Origin of the sequence: Pseudoalteromonas sp. GutCa3, from assembly GCF_002836155.1 — a bacterium.
Classification (GTDB): Bacteria; Pseudomonadota; Gammaproteobacteria; order Enterobacterales; family Alteromonadaceae; genus Pseudoalteromonas; species Pseudoalteromonas arctica.
Map to the genome: position 1 here is coordinate 252,331 of NZ_PJBK01000101.1, position 23,943 is coordinate 276,273.

The window sequence follows — 23,943 nt, forward strand, 5'->3', positions numbered from 1 at the left end:
AAAAAGGCCTTTCGGCCTTTTAACACACATTGTAATTGGGTAACTACGTACTACTTTATATATGCTTTAAAAGCTGTATCTAACACCGAACATAGCAACAACGGGGTCAAGCTCAACAGTTGATGTAAGTGCTTTTGCACCATTAGCATAAACAGTGGCATCGGTATCAATATCCATAATTGATACCATGGCGTGTAGACCCCAGTTTGCATCAATTTTATAGTTAGCACCTACCTGAGCCATAAAGCCAAACGAATCATCTAATTTTACTTCTACATCGTCTGTTCCTAGCGTCGCTTTAAGTGCTTGAGAAGGTTGCTCATCAAAAAATGCAGTGTAGTTTATGCCTACGCCTATAAAAGGTCTTAGCGCATAACTTGTGTCTAAAAAGTGGTATTGCGCAACTAAAGAAGGAGGAAGCTGTTTTATATCTGCAATTTTGTTGCCTGCTAAGCCGCCTGCGCCATTTACATCGTGTGAAAAAGGTGTTGCTGCTATTAGTTCTAACACCCATTGATCGTTAAATGCATAATCTACAGTGATACCTAGTTGAGTATCTGAATCACCTTTAAGGCCCAGCGTAGGTGCTTCATTAATTGCTGAGCTACTATTATCAGGGTTTACGTTAATAGCGCCAACATTTACGCTAAAGTTAGCGTGTGCAGCTGGAGAGAGTGCTAATAAAGAGGTTAATAATGCGATGCTAATTTGAGTTTTCATGTTGTTCTCCAAGAACTACTGTTTGATTGGCGCTATTATTACCGAGCAATAAAAATGAAAACTTGTTCTAGATCAAAGTTTAAAAAACATTTTAACCTTGTGGAATGCTTTATTGATTTAGATTAAATTTAGCGTCGTTCTGCTTTTGAAAAGATTGACATATTTATTTCATCAACAGTCATATGAATGTATTAAGGCTGACATCGCTTAGTAATAAACTCACGTTTTAATAAAGGCACATTAAATAATAAAGTGTGTTTAACATGTTTTTAGAAGCATTCGAAAAAAAATCAAAAACAACGGATATTCAAAAAGAAGTTGTAGAGCACTTACAAACACTAATTCGCTTTGAATCAGTAACCCCTAACCAAGCGGGTGCAATTGATTGGCTTGCAGATAAATTGGTGGATTTAGGGTTAAGTTGCGAGCAATTTACTATAAATGGTGTAACCAATTTAATTGCCTGCATAAAATTCAAAGATGGCCCATGTGTTGCTTTTTCAGGGCACATTGATGTAGTACCAGCAACAAGTAGCGGTTGGTTAAGTCCTCCTTTTGAAGGGCGAGTGCGCAATGATGCAATATACGGTAGAGGGGCGGCCGATATGAAAGGGGGTGTTGCCGCCATGCTTAGCGCCACAAAACAGTTAATTAATAGTGAATCCGCTAAAGCAGGGACACTTTACTGGCTTATCACGTCAGATGAAGAGGGAGAAGCTGAATTTGGTTCTCAAGAAATAGTTAATAAGCTTGCCAAGCAAGGTGTTGTATTAGATGGCTGTATTGTAGGGGAGCCATCAAGTGTGGCACAAGTTGGCGATACGGTTAAGAATGGCCGTCGTGGTGCGCTTTCAGCTCGGATTTTAGTTACTGGTAAGGCAGGTCATGTAGCTTATCCTCAAAACACAGTCAATGCTGCTCATATTGCTGCAAAAATAGTAAATAGCTTGAGTGATCAGATCTGGTTACTCGATGTGGCTAGCTCAAAAACCACACTGCAAGTGACTGGAATTAACATAAATAATGTGGTCGATAATTTAGTGCCAAGTCATTGTGAGATTACATTTAATGTACGTTATAGCCACGGTTACAGTAGCGCAGCAGTTAAAACGCAATTAATGAATACCCTAAACAAGTTTGCTGAGCATTTTACAATTGAGTGGGAACGCCCATGCGAGCCTTATTATACAAGCCATAATACGGGTTGGAGTTTACTTACTCATATTGAGCAGGCTATTTACAAAAACACTTCAAGTTACCCATTACTAAGTACAAATGGAGGGACATCAGATGGACGATTTTTTGCCAGCCCCCATACTCAAGTTATTGAATGTGGTGTGCGAAACAATACGATTCATCAAGCTAATGAACACGTATCTATTAGTGATTTACTTAAAATTGAAGCTATTTATACAACTTTACTAGAGCAGATATTTATAAATAATTAAATATAAATCGAGTACTTTATAAATATAAATCGAGTACTTTATAAATATAAAGCACTCTCTTATTATTGGTTATTCTAAATAACGTTTGGCTTTGTTTTCTTTTACATTTTCAAGATCGACCAATACCAATCCATCAATACAATTATTAAAATCGGGATCAATACTAAAGCTTAAAAATTGCACGCCACCTGGTTTACAAAGTTCAGTGTATTGTTTAAATAAAGTAGGGACTTGAGCCCCCATATTAGCTAACACATGCTTTAACTCTACAAAATCTTCTTTTACGTCATTGCCGCAAAAAAGAGTATTGCACTGGGTTAGCTGTTGCTCAGTTAATTTAAATTCATTATTAGGCGTAGCTAATTCAATACCACTTTTATAGTAATGCTGATAGTAATAAACGAGCATGGCTTTTGCTTGCTCGGGTAGAGCATTTGATACACTTACAGCACCAAACAAGTACCTGTACTGTGGATAGCTTTTTATAAAAGCGCCAATGCCATACCATAAATAGTCGAGGCTCTTACGTCCCCAATATTTAGGCTGTACAAAGCTTCTACCAAGCTCAATTCCTTGTTTTAGATAGGGCGTCATAGCGTCGGTATAAGAAAATAAGCTATCGGTATACAAACCTTCGCGGCCATGTTTTTGTATTATCTGTTGTGCACAGGCTAATCGATAAGCACCTACCAGCTCTAGCTGCATTGGGTCCCACAGTACAAGGTGTTGGTAATCCATATCGTATTTATCTATATCACGACGCTTACCACTACCTTCACCGACTGCTCTAAATGCTATTTCTCTCAGGCGCCCTAACTCTCTAAAAATAGGTGAGCTACCTGCATATTGGTATAGATGAATATGCATACCGTCTTGCGTTTTACCAAGTAGTTGGCATTGCTCAATTGCTTTTTTTAGCTCCTTTCTGCACTCGGGAACAGCGATAGGTGTTTGTGTTTTTAGCGGCAGTGCTTTTTTTGTTGTAAGCCTATAAAGCTGTTTACGGATGAGGTTTACAACTTCTTTATCTTTAAGATTTTCTATTAAGTAAGATTCAGGAGGGATAGAGGCGCCAATCTCAAACTCTAAAGATTTTTGGCGCTGCTTAAACATCTCGGCCACTAATAGTAAACTTGCCAAAGGTTTATAAATCATTGATGTGCCATAAAAAAGTGGACTGTTTTTGGCTTTAATATAAATAGGTAAAATAGGGCAGTTAGCTTTTTTTGCCATACGTAAAAAGCCACTATTCCATTTGCAGTCTTTAATACCTGTTGGCCCTAATCGCGATACTTCTCCTGCCGGAAATATAAGTAATGCGCCTTCATCCTTTAAATGGTTTTGTATATTACTAAGCTCTTGTTTCTTACTCATACCTGATAAGTTATCTACGGGGAGTAAAAGTGAGTGCATTGGAGTAACCGACATCAACATGCGGTTTGCCACTACTTTTAAATCCTGTCTTACAGTTGAAAGTACTTTGATAAGTGCTAAAGCATCTAATGAACCAATAGGGTGGTTAGCAACGATAACAAGTTTACCCTCATTAGGAATATGTTCTATCTGCTTAGGTTTATAGCGCGTATCAAAATTGAGTTCATCGAGCACTTGTTCAACAAATTCTAATCCTTGTAGGTGAGGGTAGGCATCACCAAAAGCAACAAACTCTTGTTCATGTAATAAGTAGCCTAGGCCTTTTTTTACTAAACCTTTTACTTTTGGAGAGTTCTCTAGTTGTGGTAAGTTTGCAGCAATTACTTTATCAACACTTATCATATTAACCTCATATTCCGTTTGGCCTATTCGCCATACATGTAAGATTAAAAAAAGGGTGTGACAGTTACTTTGCAGTAGTGTGACTTTTTAAAGTGCTAACTTATAAACTGTGTATTGTTAGGAGAATTTATGTCGGTATTGGTTGCTATAACTGGGCGTGACAACACAAAACTAATAACGAAGTTACAAGAGCGATTACCAAATACGCTGATAGAGCAATGGCCTGATTGCAAAAACGCACATGATGTGGATTTTGTACTTGCGTGGAAAGCGCCAGAATCTATGTGGCCACAGCTACCTAACTTAAAGGCTGTGTCGTCATTTGGTGCTGGCGTAGACAGTATCGATTTAACATTACTCGACGAAAGTGTTGAAGTAGTTCGCATTGTTGACATGCAACTAGCTGAAGATATGGCGGAATATGTACTGACACATGTGTTAGCTCAAAAGTTACGTTTAAAAGAATATTACATTAAACAAACACAGCAAACATGGAAGCCAAAGCGGGCGCATAGTAATAAACATGTCGGCATACTTGGGTTTGGTGAGTTAGGTAAAGCATGCGCGCAAAAGCTTATAAATAATGGCTTTAAGGTAAGTGCCTGGGCTCAAAGTAATAAAAACGCGACTAATGTCGAAATTTTTTATGGCGAGGAAGGCCTCAATAGTATGCTTTCTGATGTTGACTACCTTGTATGTCTATTACCCCTTACGCAAGCAACGACAGGCATTATTAATCACTCAATGCTCGCAAAGCTACCTAAACATGCTGTTGTTATTAATGTGGCACGCGGTGCTCATGTTGTTCAGCAAGACTTACTAAGTGCATTAAATAACGATAGCTTACGCGCAGCTACACTCGACGTATTTGATCAAGAACCTTTAGCGTCGAATCACCCTTACTGGGGAAACCCCAAAATAACGCTTACACCACATTGCGCGGCGATTTCTGATTTAAATAGTGTTATAGAGCAAATAGCCGATAATATTGAATGCTTGAATAAGGGGTTAGTACTTAATAATCCAATAGATAGAACTAAAGGTTATTAGCTGATAGCTAATTAGTTTAAAAAACAGCTTGTTAACATTTGTAATTTTCATTAGTGTAAAAGGTGTTCTCACTAATAAAAAATACAAAGAGGGTGTTATGAAATCGAGTCAAAGTGGCGTTAAATTAAGCCTAGTTATTGTTTCAATTATTATACTTGGTGTTTCAGCTTGGTTTAATCAGGCTAATGCAGAGGATACTCCTTCTAAAATACAAACCCAAAGCGAGTTAACAATAGCGGACTAACCTAGCTTATTAGGTATTTTTCAGTTTTCGTCTTTCTTCTCGTTTTTCTCAACAGTACATGCACAGCACTATTATTGCAGTGGTGCTTTAGTGGCGTTTAATATTGTCCTGATCCAACGTGTTTCTAATATTTTAAAAATTCGCAACAAAAAAGCCCAGCAATGCTGGGCTATTAAATATTCTAGGGAAAAGTTGTTAACTTTGGGTTACATTAAACTGCCCAAATGTATAAACTTTAAACAAGTAAAAAGTATTGATCAACACTAAACTCATATTTGAAATAACACTCGACGACATAAGATCTAAGCTAAATGATAAGAATAATAAACCACACGCACTAATGGCGGCAACGCGCAGCAGTGTTATCTGGTTAATAAAGAATGCACCTAAACCTAGTGCAAGTAGTGTAGTATTTAAAAGCCAATCTAGCTCGTTTAGCATGGTCGTTTCAATAGTTCAGTTGTTGAAAAAAGGAGCGCCATTATGTTGATCTTTTGCGCACCTTTCAACCAAGTAATTTTAAATTTTCAGATTAGTTTTTTTAATGCTAAAAGTAGCTGCCGATTGCTGAAAATAAACCATTATCAGCAATTACTTGATACTTTTGGCAGCTCTGCGGTTTTTGTAAGTCACTGCATAAATAAAGGGACTCACGGCTAGAATCATAGGTGGGGTGTAGGTTTGAATCAATCAAAGTAGCCCCCTTGCCAAAGAATCCGGGCCAGTAAACACTCTCACTTACCATCCCTAATTTTTTATAGGTGAGTAAGGTAGGTTTTGGAAAAGCTAAAATTATTACAGCAACGACAGCGAGTGATATAAACAGTCCTTTTTTTTGCGTTGTTTTTTGGCTTATATCATTCTTTGCACTGGAATTTAACTCGCCAGGTGAAGGGCGCTGAGTAGAACGCTGAGGTTTTCTTTTTTGCGCTGTTTTTTTTCTTGCCGGTGCTTTACCTAGCAACGATTGTTTATTTGGGGTTTTAGACATAAAGCAAATCTGGCCTTTTTTCCGTAGGTCTCTATAATTAAATGAGTAAATTTATATACTAAGCTAATTATTATGATAACTTAAAGTTAGCTTATAGCCTACGAGGAATAAAGATGAATACGCAGCTATCAATTTTAATTGTAGATGACGTTAGCACAGTGCGTAGTTTTTTGAGCCAAACGCTCATGCACTTAGGGATAGATAACGTAAAGGAAGCATCTACTGCCTCACAATGTATTAGTGAGTGCCAAGCTGCAAATTATAATATCATTTTTTTAGACATTGAATTGCCAGACGGTGATGGTAAAGATTTGATTGCACAAATCAATGAATTAAGCCCAGAGACAAATGTGGTTATGGTATCTGCACATTCAGGTATTGAGAATGTTAAGGATGCAATTGATAAAGGCGCTAAAGGGTTTGTAGTAAAGCCATTTACACCTAAAAAAATAGCGGCAATGCTTAAGAAGTTTTATCCAGAGTTAGAAAATGTCTAATAAAGTAAGTACATTTAAAATTTAAACAAAAAAAAACCGGCAAAAGCCGGTTTTTTATATTCTATCAAAAACAAATTATAGAGCTTTAATCTTAGCTGCTATACGGCTCTTATGACGAGCTGCTTTGTTTTTGTGAATTAGACCCTTAGTTGCGTAACGGTCTAGGATAGGTGTAGCAACAGAAAAAGCTTGCTGTGCAGCTTCTTTATCGCCCGCTTCAATAGCAACAATTACTTTTTTGAAGTAAGTGCGCATCATTGAACGACGGCTTGCGTTGTGCTGACGGTTTTTTTCGCTTGTGATAGCGCGTTTTTTTGCAGACTTGATGTTAGCCAAGGTTTGCTCCTAACAATCTTAAAATAAAGCTTAAATTAAAGGCCGTGGAATATGCCTGTTTCTATCATGGATGTCAATTTAAATTTAACAATCCAAGAAAAACTGCACCATATAACGAGCATCAATTTGCCGCTTTAGCAGTTAATACCGACATTGTAACAAAGCACAGACCCCCAGCCTAGTGCTTTAAAGCGATTTATAAAAAAGACTGTGGCATAATCGCTTATCTTGAGGATTTTTGAGTAGGTTTAAGGTGTCAAAAGGTTTATTTCGCTCCGGTATGATTGTTAGTTGTATGACTATGATATCGCGTATTTTAGGGCTCGTTCGAGATGCAGTCGTTGCCAATTTATTAGGCGCAAGTGCGGCGGCTGATGTTTTTTTATTTGCTAACCGTATTCCTAATTTTTTACGTCGTTTATTTGCAGAAGGTGCCTTCGCACAAGCATTTGTACCCGTGCTGAGTGAAATTAAAGAACAGCAAGGCGACGACAAGGTCAGACTTTTTGTTGCACAAGCAGCAGGCACATTAGGAACCATTTTACTGATTGTCACTATTATAGGTGTTGTTGCTTCACCCGTTATTGCAGCATTGTTTGGCACCGGTTGGTTTATAGATTGGTGGCAGGGCGGCCCTAATGCCGAAAAGTTTGAACTTGCAAGTTCATTACTTAAATTTACATTCCCTTATTTGTTTTTTGTAAGCTTAGTTGCGCTTAGTGGTGCGGTAATGAACGTGTATAACCGTTTTGCTGTTGCTGCATTTACACCTGTTTTACTCAATGTTTCTATTATTACGTGTGCAATTTTTTTACATGATAAATTTAGTGTCGGGGCTTATTCTCTCGCAATTGGCGTATTTATTGGTGGCGTTGTGCAGTTATTGTTTCAACTTCCATTTTTATACCGTGCAAAAATGTTGGCGCGTCCACGCTGGGCATGGCAAGACGAAAACGTAAAAAAAGTACGTAAACTTATGCTTCCTGCTTTGTTTGGTGTATCTATTAGCCAAATTAATTTGTTGCTTGATACCATGATTGCTTCATTACTGATGACAGGCTCGATTGCATGGCTTTATTATTCAGACCGTTTAATTGAATTTCCATTGGGCTTATTTGGTATTGGTATTGCGACAGTTATTTTACCGGCGCTCTCTAGGTTACATAGCAGTAAAAAAAGTAGTGACTTTCAGCATACCCTCGACTGGGGGGTGCGCTTTGTTATATTTTTAGGCCTACCAGCAATGATAGGTCTAATGATCATCAGCCCGCTTATTATCACCGTATTGTTCGACCACGGTGCGTTTAAAGAAGACAGTGTTGATCATGTTAAAGCAGTAAGTTTAGGCGTAGTCGCATATTCAGTAGGGCTTGTAAGCTTTATGCTGATTAAAGTACTTGCTCCTGGCTTTTATGCTCGTCAAGACACAAAAACGCCGGTGCGTATTGGTATTATTACCTTAGTATTGAATATGGTATTTAATATTATGCTGGCTCCTTTTATTGGTTATTTAGGATTAGCACTCGCTACTTCGCTATCGGCTAGTTGTAATGCATTTTTGCTGTATAGGCAGCTTAAAAAAGAAAATGTGTATCAGTTTTCATCAATGAGTATGCGCTTTACACTTAAATGTGTTGTTGCAAGTATGGTTATGGGAGCTGTTACATGGTTTGTGAGCAGTTACTATTACTGGGCTACATGGGCTTTTACACAGCAGGTAGTCTTATTAATAGCACTCGTGGCTTTGGCAGGTATTAGTTACTTTGCAATGCTATTTTTGATGGGCGTTAGACTAAATACGATAAAAAGTGTAGCAATTACTGAATCAAACTAAAAAAAAGATTATAATCGGCAACTCTGCGGCTTTAATTAATTTTTAGTCGTAATTAATAACTCGCTAAACAAGGCATTAGGTGGCATGGAGTTAATTAGAGGTATACACAATATTCGCCCACACCACTTTGGTTGTGTGTTAACTATTGGTAATTTTGACGGTGTTCATTTAGGCCACTCAGAAGTATTAAAAGGCTTACTTAGTGATGCTAAAGCGCATAGTTTGTCTAGCACTGTAATGCTATTTGAACCCCAGCCACAAGAATTTTTTGCTAAAAACAATGCACCAGCACGGCTAACGCGCTTACGAGATAAGCTACGTTTGCTTAGTGATTTAGGTATTGAGCGAGTTATTTGCATTAGCTTTAATCAGCAATTTGCAAACATGCATGCTGAGCAATTTGTTAATGATATTTTGATTAAAAAGTTAGGTGTTAAAGCTCTCACTGTTGGCGATGATTTTAAGTTTGGAAAGCAGCGCCAAGGTAACTTTGACTTACTTGCTAGCATGGGCAAGCAAGCGGGCATGGACGTAAAAAGCACCGCGAGTTTTCGTCAATTAAATGCTAGAGTAAGCAGCACTTTAATACGAGATGCTTTAGCATCTGGTGACTTAGCAAGTGCTAAAATAATGCTTGGTCACGATTATGCTATTTCTGGGCGTGTTATACACGGCTGGAAAAGAGGACGTGAACTCGGTTTTAGAACGGCAAATATTGCCCTAAAACGCCAAGTGTGTCCTGTCAACGGGGTGTTTGCAGTGCAAGCAACGATTGCAGGAAAACAGATTTTTGGAGTTGCAAATGTAGGCAATAAGCCGACATTTAATGGAACTCGTGCATTATTAGAAGTTCACCTTTTTGATTTTGCACAGGATATTTACGGACAATTTATGCATGTGGAGTTAATAAAAAAACTTCGCAACGAAAAAAAATTCGAGACATTAACACAATTAACGGCGCAAATAGCAACTGATGTTGCTGCCGCTAAGCAGTGTTTTGGTTTAAATCAGGTAGCCGATAGAGACGGAATGTAGGATAAATGAGCGACTATAAACATACTTTGAACTTACCGGAAACACCGTTTCCAATGCGTGGCAATTTGGCACAACGTGAACCAAAAATGCTTAAAGCATGGTATGAAGACGACCTGTACGGTCAAATTCGCAGCGCTAAGAAAGGTAAAAAGACCTTTATTTTGCATGACGGCCCTCCGTATGCAAATGGCGATATCCATTTAGGCCACTCAGTTAATAAAATATTAAAAGACATTATTGTTAAGTCTAAAACATTATCTGACTTTGATTCACCATTAGTCCCAGGTTGGGATTGTCATGGTTTACCAATCGAGTTAATGGTTGAGAAAAAAGTAGGCAAGCCGGGCGTAAAAGTAACCGCGAGCGAGTTTCGTGAAAAATGCCGTGCATACGCTAAAAAACAAGTTGAAGGTCAAAAAGTTGATTTTAAACGTTTAGGCGTATTTGCAGATTGGGATAAGCCTTACTTAACAATGAACTTTGACTTTGAAGCGAATGCAATTCGTGTACTTGGTCGTATTATTGAAAAAGGTCATTTGCATAAAGGTGCTAAGCCTGTGCATTGGTGTACAGATTGTGGTTCTGCATTAGCAGAAGCTGAAGTTGAGTACCAGGATAAGCAATCACCAGCGATTGATGTACGTTTTACATTTGTTGATCAAGATGCTGTTGTTAGTGCATTTGATTTGGCTGATGGTCATAAAGGTGAAGGCAGTGTTGGTACTGTTATTTGGACAACAACACCGTGGACGCTTCCAGCAAACCGCGCGGTAGCTGTGCATGCCGATTTAGAATATGCATTGGTGCAGGTTGAAGATGAAGGCGTACAACAACGTCTAATTTTAGGCTCTGAGCTTGTTAAAGATGCAATGGACCGCTTTGGTTTTAATCACTTTCACGTATTAGGTTATGTAAAAGGTGCTGCACTTGAAAACTTACAAGTAGCCCATCCTTTTTATGATTTTAATGTACCCGTGATTGTTGCAGAACACGTAACGACTGACTCAGGTACCGGTGTTGTACATACAGCACCAGGGCATGGTCAAGAAGATTTCGTGGCGGGTTTAAATTACAACCTTGAAGTAGCTAACCCTGTTGGCGCTAATGGCGTTTATTTACCAGATACTGAACTTTTTGCAGGTCAGCATGTATTTAAAGCAAATGCGAGCGTAATTGAAGTATTAAAAGAGCACGGTGCATTAATGCATCATCATGCTATAACTCATAGTTACCCACATTGTTGGCGCCATAAAACACCAATCATTTTCCGTGCTACACCACAATGGTTTGTAAGTATGGATCAGGCTAACTTGCGTGAAGATTCTTTAAAAGAAATTAAAAACACGCAGTGGTTGCCAGAGTGGGGCGAAAGCCGTATTTCGAACATGGTTGAAAGCCGCCCAGATTGGTGTATATCTCGCCAACGTACTTGGGGTGTGCCAATTGCATTGTTTGCAGATAAAGATACCGGTGCACTTCATCCAAATACTCAAGAACTCATTGAGCAAGCTGCACAGCTAGTTGAAAAATCTGGTATTCAGGCATGGTACGATTTAGAACCAGCCACATTACTTGGTGAAGAAGATGCCAAGCAATATATGAAAGTGCAAGATACGCTAGATGTATGGTTTGACTCAGGTGTTTCACACGCATGTGTTGTAGACGCACGTGAAGACTTGGTTGGTCCAGCTGATTTATACCTTGAAGGTTCTGATCAGCACCGTGGTTGGTTTATGTCATCAATGATGACATCAGTGGCTATTAATGGTCATGCACCATACCGCCAAGTATTGACTCATGGTTTTACTGTTGATGAAAACGGCCGCAAGATGTCTAAGTCACTAGGTAATGTTATTTCACCACAAAATGTGATGAATAAACTAGGTGCCGACATTCTACGTTTATGGGTTGCCTCTACCGATTACACGGCAGAAATGACTGTGTCGGATGAAATATTTAAACGCTCTGCCGATCGCTACCGCCGTATTCGTAACACTAGCCGTTACTTACTAGCTAACCTAAATGGTTTTGATCCAAAAACAGATCAAGTTGCTGTTGATGATATGGTTGAGCTTGATAAGTGGATTGTTGGTCGTGCTGCTCAGTTGCAAGACGAAATTTTAGCCGCATACGATAGCTACCAAATGCTATTAGTAACGCAAAAGCTAATGAACTTCTGTACGGGTGAGCTTGGTTCGTTCTATTTAGACGTCATTAAAGATCGTCAGTACACAGCTAAGAGTGACAGCCATGCACGTCGTTCTTGTCAAACAGCGCTTTATCATATTGCAGAAGCAATGACGCGTTGGATGGCACCTATTATGAGCTTTACCGCACAAGAAATTTGGGAAGCTTTACCGGGTGAGCGTAGTGACTACGTATTTACATCTGTTTGGTATGATGGCTTACAAGCGCCAACAAATAGCCAATTTAGTAACGATGACTGGTTAGAAATTCTGACAGTACGCGACGAAGTAAACCGCTTATTAGAAGCTGCACGTAAAGAAGAAGTCATTGGTGCAACGCTTCAAGCAACGGTTAATTTATTTACTGGTAAAGAGCTTGCCGCTAAATTAAATGCGCTTGGTGATGAACTGCGTTTTGTATTATTAACATCGGCCGTAAATGTTTCTGAAGTTGATAGTCAGCCAGCTGATACACAAGCTACCGAAATTGAAGGTTTATTCATTAGTGTTGCTGCAACAGATGCTGCTAAATGTGAGCGTTGTTGGCATTACAGCGAAGATGTAGGTGTTAACCCTGCTCATCCTGAAATTTGTGGTCGTTGTGTAAGTAATGTTGACGGCGAAGGCGAAAAGCGTCAATTCGCTTAGGAGTTATTCTTAGTGAGCAAACTAGCCCAAAAAAGTGGTTTAGTGTGGCTTTGGTTGAGTCTATTACTATTAGTAATAGACTTTGCCAGTAAAACACTTGTTGTAGGGACTATGGCTTATCAAGAGTCGATAAACTTACTCCCTGTTTTTAGTATTACTTATGTGCATAACTATGGTGCTGCTTATAGCTTTTTAAGTGAAGCGGGTGGTTGGCAGCGTTGGTTTTTAAGTGCGATTGCTATTGCTATTAGTGCTTTGCTTGTGTGGTGGCTAAAACGCTTACCTGCAACAAACAAAGTACTATGCGGTGCTTATGCACTGGTACTTGCAGGCGCTATTGGTAATTTATACGATCGTATTGCGTATGGTTATGTAATCGACTTTATTCACGTATTTTATAAAGACTCACATTTTCCTGTATTTAATATTGCTGATTGCGCTATTTGTATTGGCGCAGCATTATTGTTATTTGATGCCTTTACCGGCGAGAGTCCGAAGGAGCATAAAGCATGAGCCAAGCTGTAATTGGTGAAAACTCGCAAGTTATTTTCCATTTTTCTATTAAATTAGAAGATGGCTCTGCCGCCGATTCTACCAAGGTGCACAACAAACCTGCTAAATTAACAATGGGCGATGGCAGTTTAACGGCAAACTTCGAAAAGTGTTTATTAGGTTTAACTGCAGGCGAAAGTAAAACGTTTGAATTAGAACCTGAAGATGCGTTTGGTCAGCCAAATCCAGATAATATTTACTACGTTGACCGTAGTAAATTTGGCCCAGAAACACCAGCCAAAGTAGGTGCAATTATTGCGTTTACTCAACCTGACGGTACTGAGCTTCCTGGATTAGTTCGCGAAGTGCAAGGTGAGTCGGTAACGATTGATTTTAATCACCCTTTATCTGGCCAACGTTTAACGTTTGAAGTTGATATTATTGAGGTGGAAGGTTAATGGAAATATTACTAGCTAATCCACGCGGCTTTTGCGCTGGTGTTGACCGTGCTATTAGTATTGTTGAGCGCGCCCTAGATATTTTTGAAAAGCCAATTTATGTGCGCCACGAAGTAGTACATAACCGCTATGTGGTTGATGGATTAAAAAGTCGTGGTGCGGTATTTGTTGAAGAGCTTGATCAAGTACCTGACGACAGCATTGTTATTTTTAGTGCACATGGTGTTTCGCAAGCTGTTCGCAGCGAAGCTAAACGTCGTGATTTAAAAGTATTTGATGCAACGTGTCCGCTTGTAACTAAAGTACATATGGAAGTTACACGTGCGAGTCGTAAAGGTATTGAGTGTATTTTAATTGGACACCATGGCCACCCTGAAGTAGAGGGAACAATGGGACAATATGATAACTCAGCCGGTGGCATTTATCTTGTTGAAACCGTTGATGATGTTGTTGCGCTTAATGTAAAAAATGCTGAAAATCTTTTTTATTGCAGCCAAACAACACTCTCAGTTGATGACACAGCAGATGTTATTGATGCACTACGCAATAAGTTTCCATCAATTGACGGACCTCGTAAAGATGACATTTGTTATGCAACGCAAAATCGTCAAGACGCTGTTCGTGACTTAGCTGATAAAGTTGATGTGCTATTAGTTGTTGGCGCTAAAAATAGCTCTAACTCTAATCGCTTACGTGAACTTGCAGATAAAATGGGCACAGTTGCTTATTTAATTGATGACGCAACTGATGTACAAGAGCAGTGGGTTTCAGGCTCTAAATCAGTTGGCGTAACTGCGGGAGCATCTGCGCCAGAAGTACTTGTACAACAAGTAATAAGCCGATTAAAAGAGCTTGGTGGCACACAGGTTGTTGAGAACCCAGGTGAAGTAGAAAATATAGTATTTGCTGTTCCTGTAGAGCTACGTTAATTTAAATATATTAAACATTTAGATTAAAGGAGAGTCGTTATGAGCAAGTCACTTCAAAATGATGGTTTGCTTTTTTCGGCTCTTTTTAATGAGCGAGGCGTATTAGCCACGCTTATTGTTTCTCAAGTTATTGCTATTGTTTTAGCTTTTGCACCTAATGTAGAAGGAGATATTTGGCTACGACTTGGGATCATTAGTTTGTTTATGCATTTAATTGTTTTAGTCGGTACCTCTTCTTTATACTTCTGTAGATTTTTCTTACAAAAACGTACTCAAACTTTTCAATTAAGTCTATTTTTTGCCTTTTTTTTATTATCTACCTGTATTTTTAGTATTTTATTTTCTCATTTTGCTTTTGATATAGATGATACAAATAACCTAATTTATTTCACACTTCGCAATTGCATTATAGTGGCTTTACTGGCGGCTTTATTCGTCCAGTTTTTATTAATTCATTTTGAAAAAGAGCAGCAAACTAAAGCTCTTTCTCGTGCTGAGCTTGATGCCCTACAAGCTAGAATACGTCCTCATTTTTTATATAATAGTTTAAACACTGCTGCAGAACTTACTCATCATGATGCCGATGCGGCAGAACAGGCTATTTTAGCATTAGCCGCCTTATCGCAGGCTGCAATGCACTCGGGGAAGAATGTATCTCTTGAAGATGAAATAACGCTGAGTAAGCAATATATCGCACTTGAAACGTGGCGTTTTGGTAATCGCTTAAGAGTTGATTGGCAAATACCTAATAAACTACCCGCATTGAGTATTCCTTGCTTAACCCTGCAGCCATTAATTGAAAATGCGGTATGCCACGGCGTTGAAACAAGTGAGCATGGTGCAGAAATAAAAGTAGAGCTACATATCACTACCGGCTATATAACCATGATTGTTTCTAACCCTATAACAATTTCTAATGCTCAAACTAGGCCTAATAACGGAATGGCGCTTGAAAATATTCGCCAGCGATTAAATATTTATTATAAAAATAAAGCGCAGCTAACAATTACTAATAAAAATGATGTGTTTAGGGTCAAGGTTGTTATCCCTAAGCTAATTGAGGGCCGTGTATGAATGTGCTCATTGTTGATGATGAACCTCTTGCGAGATCTCGCTTAATCCGTTTGTTAACATACGATAAAAGTATAGTTGTACAAGGTGAGGCAAGTAATGGTAAGGAAGCTCTAGTACTTGCTAAAAAGCAAACGCCAGATTTGATTTTTTTAGATGTTGATATGCCTGGTATGAATGGTTTACAAGTTGCTAATGAGCTCAATAGTTTAACTCTACCTCCTGCTATTGTTTTTATAACTGCCCACCCTGAGCATGCCTTCGATGCTTTACAATTAAGCGCTGCAGGTTATTTAGTTAAACCTATTTCAGAGCAATCACTGCAAAAGGTGCTTAAGCAAGTTGGGCGTTTAAATAAAGTACATATTCAAAAACAACAAAATGTAAAAATCTCTTATCAGCTAGCTGGTACTCTACGTAGTGTTGATATAAATGATGTTTTGTATTTTAGTGCCGAAGAAAAGTACACCAAAATGATATTCTCGGGTGGAGAAGCTTTACTGGAGCAAAGCCTAAAGCAATTAGAGCTGCAATATCCCACATATGTTTTGCGAATTCATCGCAATACATTGGTTAATAAACAAAAAGTAATTGCTTTGCATTCAAAAGGGAATAGCCATCATATGATTGAGCTACAAGGGTGCAGTGAGTTATTGCCAGTGAGCCGCCGCGAGCTTAAATTAGTTAAAAATACGCTTTAGACTTATTTCGCAATTAAGTTGCCTCTGACTTAAATACATTTACGCTTAATTACTACTGTTTTGTTGAATGAGCCGATTTAATTAACCGTTTATCAACAAATATAACCGCTTGTCTTAGTCCTCATTGATTCCTCAAATAAATAGCATAAACTTATAATCAGATAATTTTTATTTGGTTCTACTATGCAGTCATCTCAAACAAAAGTGCAAAGAGGCTTCACTCTAATTGAAGTGTTAATTGCATTTATTATTCTTAGTTTTGGCCTTTTAGGCGCAGTTGCCCTGCAAGCAAAAGCAAAGCAAGCAAGCTTTGATTCTATGCAACGTGCTGCTGCAGTTGCACTTGGTAATGATATTGTGCAGCGTATCCGTGCTAACGATACCCCTCAAATAGCCGGACTGTACACACAAACATTTGATAGTGAAACTGCAACGACAACCTCGCAAACGTGCTTTACAAATACTTGTAGCGCAGCGCAAGTTGCGGCCTTAGATCTTGAGCAGTGGAAAAGGGCTATAAGAGCTCGAGAAAATACGGGGTCTTTAGATGGTGCTACCGTATGTATTGCACCTACAGCAGTTGCTGGCTCGGGTGGTAAGGCATTTAATTTAGAAGTAATTGTTTCGTGGCAAGGTCGACAAGAGTTTAATGCAAATGATACTACTGGCGCAATAAAGTGTGGAACGGCTGACAAAAAGCGCCGCTTAGTTGTTTTAACTAGTTACATTTACCTTAGGAGCTAACATGAAGCAAAAAGGTTTTACACTTGTAGAAATGATGATTTCATTATTTATTGGTGGATTAATACTAGGTGGCGTTATGTTCACTTATATAGGTATGAAAGTAACCACTAAAGATACGATGACTATTGGTGAACTTCAAGAATCAGGGCGCCTTGCAATTAACATAATGCAACGTGATATTGAACAAATTGGCTTTTGGGGAACTTATTATGACGATTCGTTCACTGCAGTAAATACAGATACACTAGCAAACCCTGGAACAGACTGCTTTGAAGGATTAAATAATGGGAGTTTTCCTGATTTTGCTACAGCTAGTAATTTTAGAACTATTTACGCAAAGGTTGCTGGAGAATCAAAAGAGCTTAACTGCCTAAATAATCCGATTAAAAGCACTGATATTATTCAATTAAAATTTTTACAAGGTAAGAGTTTAACAGTTAATACAGTAACTAATGAGACTCAGGCCGATGAAAACTACTTTGTAGCTGAGCAAGAGAAAGCTCAATTTTTCCGTGGAACGGTTAACGCTGCGACTCTTAATGTTAATGCAACCGTTTGGCCTTACAGCCATCATGTTTATTATCTATCAGAACAAACTTATAAAGTTAATAATAAAAATTTAACTGTACCTGCATTAATGAGAAAGCGCCTGGTTGGTGGAAGCATCAACACGGAAACTATTATGGAAGGTGTTGAGAACATGCGGTTTGTTTTTGGTCTTGATACTAACAGTGATAATCGTGTAGATACCTACCGAAGTATTCAAGATATGAAGTATACAGATTGGGAAAATCGTAAAGGTATTTTAACTGTTCAGGTTTTTTTATTAATACGCGCATTACAGCCAGACCCAGGAGTTAAAATTAAAAACCAAACTTATACATTAGGTGAGGATGAAGATAAGCGTGTATTAACATTTACCGATAATTTCAGACGCACGGTGTTTACTACTACTATTCGATTAAATAATGTTGGATCAAATTTATGGCGTATTTAAAACAATCACAAAAAAAACAGCAAGGTGTAGTTCTAATTACAGCTTTAATAATGGTTATTGCAGTGACCGGTATTGCTGTAACACTTATGAGCAGTAGTAGTATTGATATTAAAATTACCAATGCAGCACAAGAGCGCGAAGTGGCCGAAAATGAACTCATTGGTGAAGTGCAGCGCATGATCTCTGATGAGGCAAATCAAGGCGCTAATAATCAGTTCTTCCTGACTCCCGATGAAGTAACTGCAATCGCGGATGGTGATGACAAAGGTATGGTGATTGCAAATCATGCAGATATGCAAAGCAAAATGACTAACCTGAACAAGGGGGCGTTAGATTTAGAATGTCCTCGACGCTTCAATTTTACAGCAGGTATATCGTGCAATATGTTACAGGTTGCCACCACAATAGAATATGGATCTAAAAGTAAGCATGAACTAACTATTGTTACAGGTATAGCACAAGAAATGGCCAGCGTAAGCAAGGGGATTTAAGATGAAATTTAAATTAAACAAAGTGTTAGCCTCTTTGCTTGGCTTAACAATAAGTATGTCGGTATTCGCTGAGGATATTGAGCTTTATGTAAATCATGATGTAGAGACAGACGAAAATCCAAGAGTGTTAATGATATTTGATACCTCTGGCAGTATGGCCTGGGATGTTGTAGATGGAGGCCAGTGTTATCGTCGATATCAAAATGGACAGTTTTATACATCAGATTGTTTTAAAAGTCAGACTTACTTTAGTTACACACAGCAATGTTACAAGTCTGTAAATGGATATGCACAAGCTGTTTGTGAAGATAGCCGCTTATTAGTAGCAAAAAACGCTGTTAGCCAACTTATTACCGATAATGATGATATTGATTTTGGTTTAATGAGATTTAGAGAAAGTTCAGGTGGCTATGTACTAGCAAGGCTTGGTGCTAACAAAAACACTTTACTTAATGAAGTTGACGATTTGCCTGCAAGTGGTGCAACTCCTTTAACTGAAACATTATGGGAGGCGTATAGGTATATTACTGGGCAAAGCCTTTATTATGGGTATGGTATTAACAGCAGAGATAAAGCAGCCGATGCTAATGGAACTTATAAGTCACCATTTAAAAAGGAATCAGGAGATCCTCTCAGGTGCGATAACTCAATTAATATTATTTTGATGACTGATGGAGACCCTACTAACGATGATGGTCGTGATGATCAGATTAAAAGTGTACATAATAATTTATTTAATGATTCAATCCCTTTTGTGAGCGGTGATTATTCTAATAGCTATTTAGTTGCTCTATCAAAAATAATACATGGAACAAATAATACAAAAGTAGATTTATACTCTGATACAAGTGATGTGCTAGATACTGGTAGAGTTTTTACCATTGGCTTTGGCACAGGAATGAGCGAAGGCGGTATCGACTTACTAGAGAAAGCTGCATCAGTTGGTGGAGGCCAGTACTTAGAGGCGCGAACTTCAGAAGCTTTATCTGAAGCATTAAAAAATACTATTTCAAGAATTAGAGAAGTAAATGATAGTTTTTCATCGCCTTCAGTTGCGAGTAATAATGTAGATCAAACTCGTAGCCGGGATGCTGTTTATTTTGCCATGTTTTACCCTGAAACAGGTGCTCGTTGGCGTGGAAACTTAAAAAAACTGAAAGTATCAGGGAATCAAATTGTTGATTCAAAAGGATTGTCGGCACTTGATGAGAATGGTTTAATTGACGAAAATGCAGAAACATTTTGGTTGCCAAGTGGGGAGCCAGCAGATGGTAACTTAGTTGCACAAGGTGGTGTGAACCTTCATTTAACGACATTAGATTCAGATAGCCGTAATTTATACACTGACAATCAGGGAGCTATAGTAAATTTTAATACCTCAGTTGTGAGTGATATTCTCAATTTAGTCGATAACAATCCGCTAAGCTTATCGAGTAATGATATCAAATGGGCAATGGGTATAGACGTTGATGATGAAGATGGCGATGGGTCTAAGGTTGACCAGCGCAAAGATATTTTTGGTGACCCTCTGCATTCTAAACCTGTTGCAATCGATTATGGTAATGATGATATTCGAGTTTTGATAGGAACTAATGCAGGCTTTTTACATATGTTTAAGGATTCAGATGATAGTGTAAGTGAAAGTTGGGCATTTATACCGTCTGCTTTATACAACATTATTGAACCTCTACGTGAAAATCAAGCCGATACGAAAGTATATGGTATGGATGGTCCTATTAGTATTTATTTTGATAATAAAAACTTAAATAGTGATGGTTTAAATGACGGTATTATTGATGCGAGTGGCGACGATAAAGTGTGGGCTTTTGCGGGGATGCGTCGCGGTGGTAAAAATTATTACGGACTTGATATAACAAACCCAAACATACCAAAAAAATTATGGGACGCACCAATAGAAGGCGGAAAAGGTGATTTTAAAGAGCTTGCGCAAACATGGTCAAAGCCACAAATAGCCTATATTAAAGCATTTGGTGATAAGCCTTTATTAATTTTTGGTGCTGGATACGATACAAATAAAGATGAAGCTATTCGTAGTGATGATGATATAGGGCGAGGTATCTATATTGTTGAAGCTGAAACCGGTAAAAGGGTGTGGGCATTAACACCGGATATTAATGGCTTTAAAGGTAAGCATAGTATTGCTGCAGATATAACCACGCTTGACTCAGATTATGATGGATATATAGACCGAATTTATGCGGCAGATACCGGAGGTGATATTTGGCGTGTAGATATGCCAGGTAGTAACACTAGCGAGTTTAGCCATTATAAATTAGCTGAACTTGGTAGTAATAAAGCAACTGAAGACAGACGTTTTTTCTATAAACCACTCGTAGCACGCACAATTTATAGTAAAGTAAGCGAGTCAACAGTTAATGGTAGCACCGTTATAACACGCTTAGATACACCGTATGATGCCATAGTTATCGGCAGTGGTAATCGCTCAAAACCAACCGGCACCAATGAAAAAGATCAATTGTTTATGATCAGAGATGAAAATACGGTTACTAAATCGTATAAAACGAATGCACCAGATACTATTGTGCCTGCTGATTTGATGCAAATGAATTCAGACCCATTTGGCAATGCTCTAGATGACGTTGATGATTTTGTTGACTTAGAAGTGGACTTGGCTAAATTTAATGGCTGGAGATATGAGTTAGGAACGGGTGAAAAGTCGCTAGCTGCTGCCACAGTTGTTGGAGGTGTTGCCTATTTTACAAGCTTCACACCTGCATCAGATACATCGACTGAAAATCAATGTTCGCTAAGTGGTGGTGGTGGTTCTTTATATGCTTTTCACTTACATTACGGTACTAAAGTGTATGACGACCTTAAATTTACAACCAGCTATGATGTACCAGACACACCTCAGTTATACTTTGGTGAAAGCCCTTCATGTGTAGATGGTAATGGCGATGGTAAATGTGATGACGACCCAACAGTTGACGTAATACAAGAAAGTCAGTTTTATTTAATTGGGCCTGGTATTAAAGGTGAAAATGCGGAAAATCCAATGAAACCTGTAGAAATAAAAGGTCCTGGTTTAACTGTTGTTGATGGTAAAGTTGTGTTGGTTAATGACAATGCAGTAGGGTTTGGCTTTAAAACCCAACAAACATATATCTATAAACGTGAAGAAAATGACGAAGTTAATAATTAAGGAAATTAGATGAAAAAACAACACGGGTTTACCTTAATTGAGCTGATGATAGCTGTTGCTATCGTCGGCATACTCGCTTCAATTGCGCTGCCTAACTATACTGAATATGTAAAGCGTGCTTCGCGCGCTGAAGCTGCTGCAGCATTGTTAGATGCTGCAAACAAGGAAGAGCAATATTTTGTCGATAATAGGGAATATACAGAGACATTTACTGATTTAGGATTGCAAAGTAAAACCGAAAATGGTCACTTTGAGCTATCCATAAAGGTAGTCGATAGCAATACCTTCACTATTACAGCTAAGCCTATAGCCGGTGCTGTAAAGGGGGATAACGATTGTAAAGAGCTTACAATTACTGACACAGGCCTCAAAGGTGCAAAAGGGTCTAAAGGAGACTCAGATGTTGACTATTGCTGGGGTCGATAGCCTAGATTACTTCTTCTGACACTTATCAGTTGATTTGATGCGAATTCTACCCGTTTGACTTACAGATAAAGCCAATCCTTCGAGATTGGCTTTATCGCTATTGGGGCAATATATAAAAGTCCCATTTTGAAAACCATTTAAAGAACCATCTGGACGAAATGTAATGGCGTTGCGCGGATACTCTAAAGTATCAGCATCATGAACATCCTCGAAAGTGCTTAAGAGTAACTCATCATCATCTAGAGTCGTTGATTTATCTTTGTCGATAAATAGTGACATTTGACCATCCCACTCGTCCTTTGTGCATTGACTGCCTTTTAGTGCGCAAAGCGTGACGTAAGTACCATTTTCAATTGCGTAAAGACGGCCATAATTTATATTTCGGTGTAGTAGATTCACATGGTTATCTAATCGGTTTTTAGCCAAGAAGTCTGGATAAAACCACATCGATAATTGACTGATTACACTGACAACAGCAATTGAAACCATTAATTCAAGAAGTGTCACTCCCTTGTTTTTTGATATTGATAATCTCATCCTTGAAGACCTGAGTTAATAAATGATTAACTCAGTCTAGTAAATGATACAAATATGACAAGATTAATTTGTATGTTTTTTAACCGCAAGTCTGAGCTGTATCACCAGTATAAAAAGAAGTACCAGATTGAGATACTGTTAAAGCTTTGTTATTTTCATTATCACTATTAGGGCAATAGATAAAGTCTCCCGGATTTGTTGTAATACGACCACTGGTATTAAAACGAAGACTTGTCTCATTACCACTATAACTAAGGCTATCAGTTGCAGGAATATCCTCTATAACTCTCAACAAGGCATCGTTAGCTACGTTATAACTTCCATTGTTATCAGCATCAACAAAAACAACAATGATTTTATTCGTGTCCCATTCTGGTTCACATTCAAACTCATCTTTAGCTTGTTTAATAGCGCCTTCTTGTGCGGGACATAAAATAACTATTTCATCCGTACTTGCCGCTTGAGAGCGTGCATAAGTAATATTTCTTTTTAATTCCAACAAAAAATTCTCAGCTCTATTTTCTTCTAGCATATCGCTGCTATTCCAAATCGCAATTGATGCAATGATCCCAACGATAGCAACGGTTACCATGAGTTCCAAAAGAGTGAATCCGTTTTGTTTGTTTTTCATATTAATCTCATTTACTGCTAGTCATTTAAGTATAGCTATTTTTATACAATAAATTATACCATGATCGGTTGTTTTATCACCGTAATTCAATCGCTTTGTTTGCTATGAACATCATGATTGTCTAAAATCGAGGCAACTGGAGCTTTCAAAAGTAATTAATATGAAAAAAATAGAAGCAATTATCAAACCTTTTAAGTTAGACGATGTGCGTGAAGCGTTGTCGGATGTAGGTATTACAGGTATGACGGTAAGCGAAGTTAAAGGCTTTGGACGTCAAAAAGGTCACACTGAGTTATATCGTGGCGCAGAGTATATGGTTGATTTTTTACCTAAAGTAAAACTTGATATTGTATTGACTGATGAAGATGTAGACCGTGCAATTGAAGTTATTGTAAAAACGGCACAAACAGGAAAAATCGGTGACGGTAAAATATTTGTCACTGATGTTGAGCGTGTAATACGTATTCGTACTGCTGAGGAAGATGAAGAGGCGATTTAAGATTTTCTTCTACGGAGT

At 38.3% G+C, this 23,943-nt stretch carries 25 protein-coding genes; 18 read left to right on the forward strand and 7 right to left on the reverse strand.

The features are described from left to right. Positions 1-66 precede the first annotated feature (66 nt). Entirely contained in the window at positions 67-720 is a 654-nt protein-coding gene (locus tag CXF64_RS19115) for an OmpW/AlkL family protein (protein WP_002958218.1), read from the reverse strand. Positions 721-983: 263 nt separating this feature from the next. On the opposite strand from CXF64_RS19115, the gene dapE reads away from it, so the two are divergent. Beyond that, positions 984-2,168, forward strand: coding sequence for a succinyl-diaminopimelate desuccinylase (gene dapE, locus CXF64_RS19120; protein ID WP_024589428.1), 1,185 nt, complete (start codon positions 984-986; stop codon positions 2,166-2,168). Between the two features lie 69 nt (positions 2,169-2,237). Here the strand turns inward: dapE and CXF64_RS19125 are convergent, their stop codons facing one another. Continuing rightward, positions 2,238-3,944 (reverse strand): GNAT family N-acyltransferase, encoded by a 1,707-nt coding sequence (locus tag CXF64_RS19125; RefSeq protein ID WP_024589427.1) that lies wholly within the window; start codon positions 3,942-3,944, stop codon positions 2,238-2,240. A gap of 129 nt (positions 3,945-4,073) precedes the next feature. Here CXF64_RS19125 and CXF64_RS19130 point away from each other — a divergent pair, with 129 nt between their 5' ends. Both CXF64_RS19130 and CXF64_RS20870 read left to right on the forward strand, forming a co-directional pair. Next, positions 4,074-4,994: a 2-hydroxyacid dehydrogenase gene (locus CXF64_RS19130; protein ID WP_101217798.1), complete on the forward strand. Its 921-nt coding sequence runs from the start codon at positions 4,074-4,076 to the stop codon at positions 4,992-4,994. Positions 4,995-5,091: 97 nt separating this feature from the next. Further along, the gene (locus tag CXF64_RS20870; protein WP_007581365.1) at positions 5,092-5,238 is read left to right on the forward strand and encodes a hypothetical protein; all 147 of its coding nucleotides are present in this window, start codon (positions 5,092-5,094) and stop codon (positions 5,236-5,238) included. A 195-nt stretch (positions 5,239-5,433) separates the two neighbouring features. On the opposite strand, the gene CXF64_RS19140 is transcribed toward CXF64_RS20870, so the two are convergent. Continuing rightward, positions 5,434-5,679 carry a hypothetical protein gene (locus CXF64_RS19140; protein WP_002958222.1) on the reverse strand — a complete coding sequence of 82 codons (246 nt, stop codon included), beginning with the start codon at positions 5,677-5,679 and terminating at the stop codon, positions 5,434-5,436. 106 nt (positions 5,680-5,785) lie between these two features. Continuing rightward, the gene (locus CXF64_RS19145; RefSeq protein WP_101217800.1) at positions 5,786-6,229 is read right to left on the reverse strand and encodes a hypothetical protein; all 444 of its coding nucleotides are present in this window, start codon (positions 6,227-6,229) and stop codon (positions 5,786-5,788) included. 113 nt (positions 6,230-6,342) lie between these two features. Between CXF64_RS19145 and CXF64_RS19150 the strand changes: the two genes are divergently transcribed. After that, positions 6,343-6,726: a response regulator gene (locus CXF64_RS19150; protein WP_008168737.1), complete on the forward strand. Its 384-nt coding sequence runs from the start codon at positions 6,343-6,345 to the stop codon at positions 6,724-6,726. A gap of 75 nt (positions 6,727-6,801) precedes the next feature. Here the strand turns inward: CXF64_RS19150 and rpsT are convergent, their stop codons facing one another. Continuing rightward, positions 6,802-7,062 (reverse strand): 30S ribosomal protein S20, encoded by a 261-nt coding sequence (gene rpsT / locus CXF64_RS19155; protein WP_002958225.1) that lies wholly within the window; start codon positions 7,060-7,062, stop codon positions 6,802-6,804. Between the two features lie 295 nt (positions 7,063-7,357). Here rpsT and murJ point away from each other — a divergent pair, with 295 nt between their 5' ends. The 13 genes from murJ to CXF64_RS19220 all read left to right on the forward strand — a co-directional run bounded on the left by murJ (position 7,358) and on the right by CXF64_RS19220 (position 22,258). Beyond that, the gene (murJ, locus tag CXF64_RS19160; RefSeq protein ID WP_033012718.1) at positions 7,358-8,896 is read left to right on the forward strand and encodes a murein biosynthesis integral membrane protein MurJ; all 1,539 of its coding nucleotides are present in this window, start codon (positions 7,358-7,360) and stop codon (positions 8,894-8,896) included. 84 nt (positions 8,897-8,980) lie between these two features. Beyond that, entirely contained in the window at positions 8,981-9,931 is a 951-nt protein-coding gene (ribF, locus tag CXF64_RS19165) for a bifunctional riboflavin kinase/FAD synthetase (RefSeq protein ID WP_101217801.1), read from the forward strand. 5 nt (positions 9,932-9,936) lie between these two features. Then, positions 9,937-12,765, forward strand: a complete 2,829-nt coding sequence (gene ileS / locus CXF64_RS19170) for an isoleucine--tRNA ligase (RefSeq protein ID WP_024589422.1) — start codon at positions 9,937-9,939, stop codon at positions 12,763-12,765. Between the two features lie 12 nt (positions 12,766-12,777). Next, positions 12,778-13,278: a signal peptidase II gene (gene lspA, locus CXF64_RS19175; RefSeq protein ID WP_007376920.1), complete on the forward strand. Its 501-nt coding sequence runs from the start codon at positions 12,778-12,780 to the stop codon at positions 13,276-13,278. Beyond that, entirely contained in the window at positions 13,275-13,715 is a 441-nt protein-coding gene (fkpB, locus tag CXF64_RS19180; protein WP_002958231.1) for an FKBP-type peptidyl-prolyl cis-trans isomerase, read from the forward strand. The genes lspA and fkpB overlap by 4 nt, the downstream gene beginning before the upstream one ends. After that, complete coding sequence (ispH, locus tag CXF64_RS19185; protein WP_007581370.1) at positions 13,715-14,644, forward strand: 4-hydroxy-3-methylbut-2-enyl diphosphate reductase; 930 nt, start codon at positions 13,715-13,717, stop codon at positions 14,642-14,644. Before fkpB ends, ispH begins: the two co-directional genes overlap by 1 nt. Before the next feature lie 39 nt (positions 14,645-14,683). After that, positions 14,684-15,718, forward strand: coding sequence for a sensor histidine kinase (locus CXF64_RS19190; protein WP_101217802.1), 1,035 nt, complete (start codon positions 14,684-14,686; stop codon positions 15,716-15,718). Continuing rightward, complete coding sequence (locus CXF64_RS19195) at positions 15,715-16,416, forward strand: LytR/AlgR family response regulator transcription factor (RefSeq protein ID WP_101217803.1); 702 nt, start codon at positions 15,715-15,717, stop codon at positions 16,414-16,416. Before CXF64_RS19190 ends, CXF64_RS19195 begins: the two co-directional genes overlap by 4 nt. Positions 16,417-16,599: 183 nt before the next feature. Next, entirely contained in the window at positions 16,600-17,160 is a 561-nt protein-coding gene (pilV, locus tag CXF64_RS19200; protein ID WP_101217804.1) for a type IV pilus modification protein PilV, read from the forward strand. 1 nt (position 17,161) lies between these two features. Then, positions 17,162-18,157 (forward strand): PilW family protein, encoded by a 996-nt coding sequence (locus tag CXF64_RS19205; RefSeq protein WP_007581375.1) that lies wholly within the window; start codon positions 17,162-17,164, stop codon positions 18,155-18,157. Further along, the gene (locus tag CXF64_RS19210) at positions 18,145-18,648 is read left to right on the forward strand and encodes a hypothetical protein (RefSeq protein ID WP_024589418.1); all 504 of its coding nucleotides are present in this window, start codon (positions 18,145-18,147) and stop codon (positions 18,646-18,648) included. Before CXF64_RS19205 ends, CXF64_RS19210 begins: the two co-directional genes overlap by 13 nt. Before the next feature lies 1 nt (position 18,649). Then, positions 18,650-21,832 carry a pilus assembly protein gene (locus tag CXF64_RS19215; RefSeq protein WP_101217805.1) on the forward strand — a complete coding sequence of 1,061 codons (3,183 nt, stop codon included), beginning with the start codon at positions 18,650-18,652 and terminating at the stop codon, positions 21,830-21,832. Between the two features lie 9 nt (positions 21,833-21,841). Beyond that, complete coding sequence (locus tag CXF64_RS19220) at positions 21,842-22,258, forward strand: type IV pilin protein (protein ID WP_076925467.1); 417 nt, start codon at positions 21,842-21,844, stop codon at positions 22,256-22,258. A 6-nt stretch (positions 22,259-22,264) separates the two neighbouring features. Here the strand turns inward: CXF64_RS19220 and CXF64_RS19225 are convergent, their stop codons facing one another. Together CXF64_RS19225 and CXF64_RS19230 are read right to left on the reverse strand one after the other, a co-directional pair. Further along, the gene (locus CXF64_RS19225; RefSeq protein ID WP_024589415.1) at positions 22,265-22,795 is read right to left on the reverse strand and encodes a GspH/FimT family pseudopilin; all 531 of its coding nucleotides are present in this window, start codon (positions 22,793-22,795) and stop codon (positions 22,265-22,267) included. Between the two features lie 79 nt (positions 22,796-22,874). After that, on the reverse strand, positions 22,875-23,426 hold the full coding sequence (locus tag CXF64_RS19230; RefSeq protein WP_076925468.1) for a GspH/FimT family pseudopilin: 552 nt from the start codon (positions 23,424-23,426) through the stop codon (positions 22,875-22,877). Positions 23,427-23,586: 160 nt separating this feature from the next. Here CXF64_RS19230 and glnB point away from each other — a divergent pair, with 160 nt between their 5' ends. Beyond that, complete coding sequence (gene glnB, locus CXF64_RS19235; RefSeq protein WP_002962211.1) at positions 23,587-23,925, forward strand: nitrogen regulatory protein P-II; 339 nt, start codon at positions 23,587-23,589, stop codon at positions 23,923-23,925. Positions 23,926-23,943: the final 18 nt, after the last annotated feature.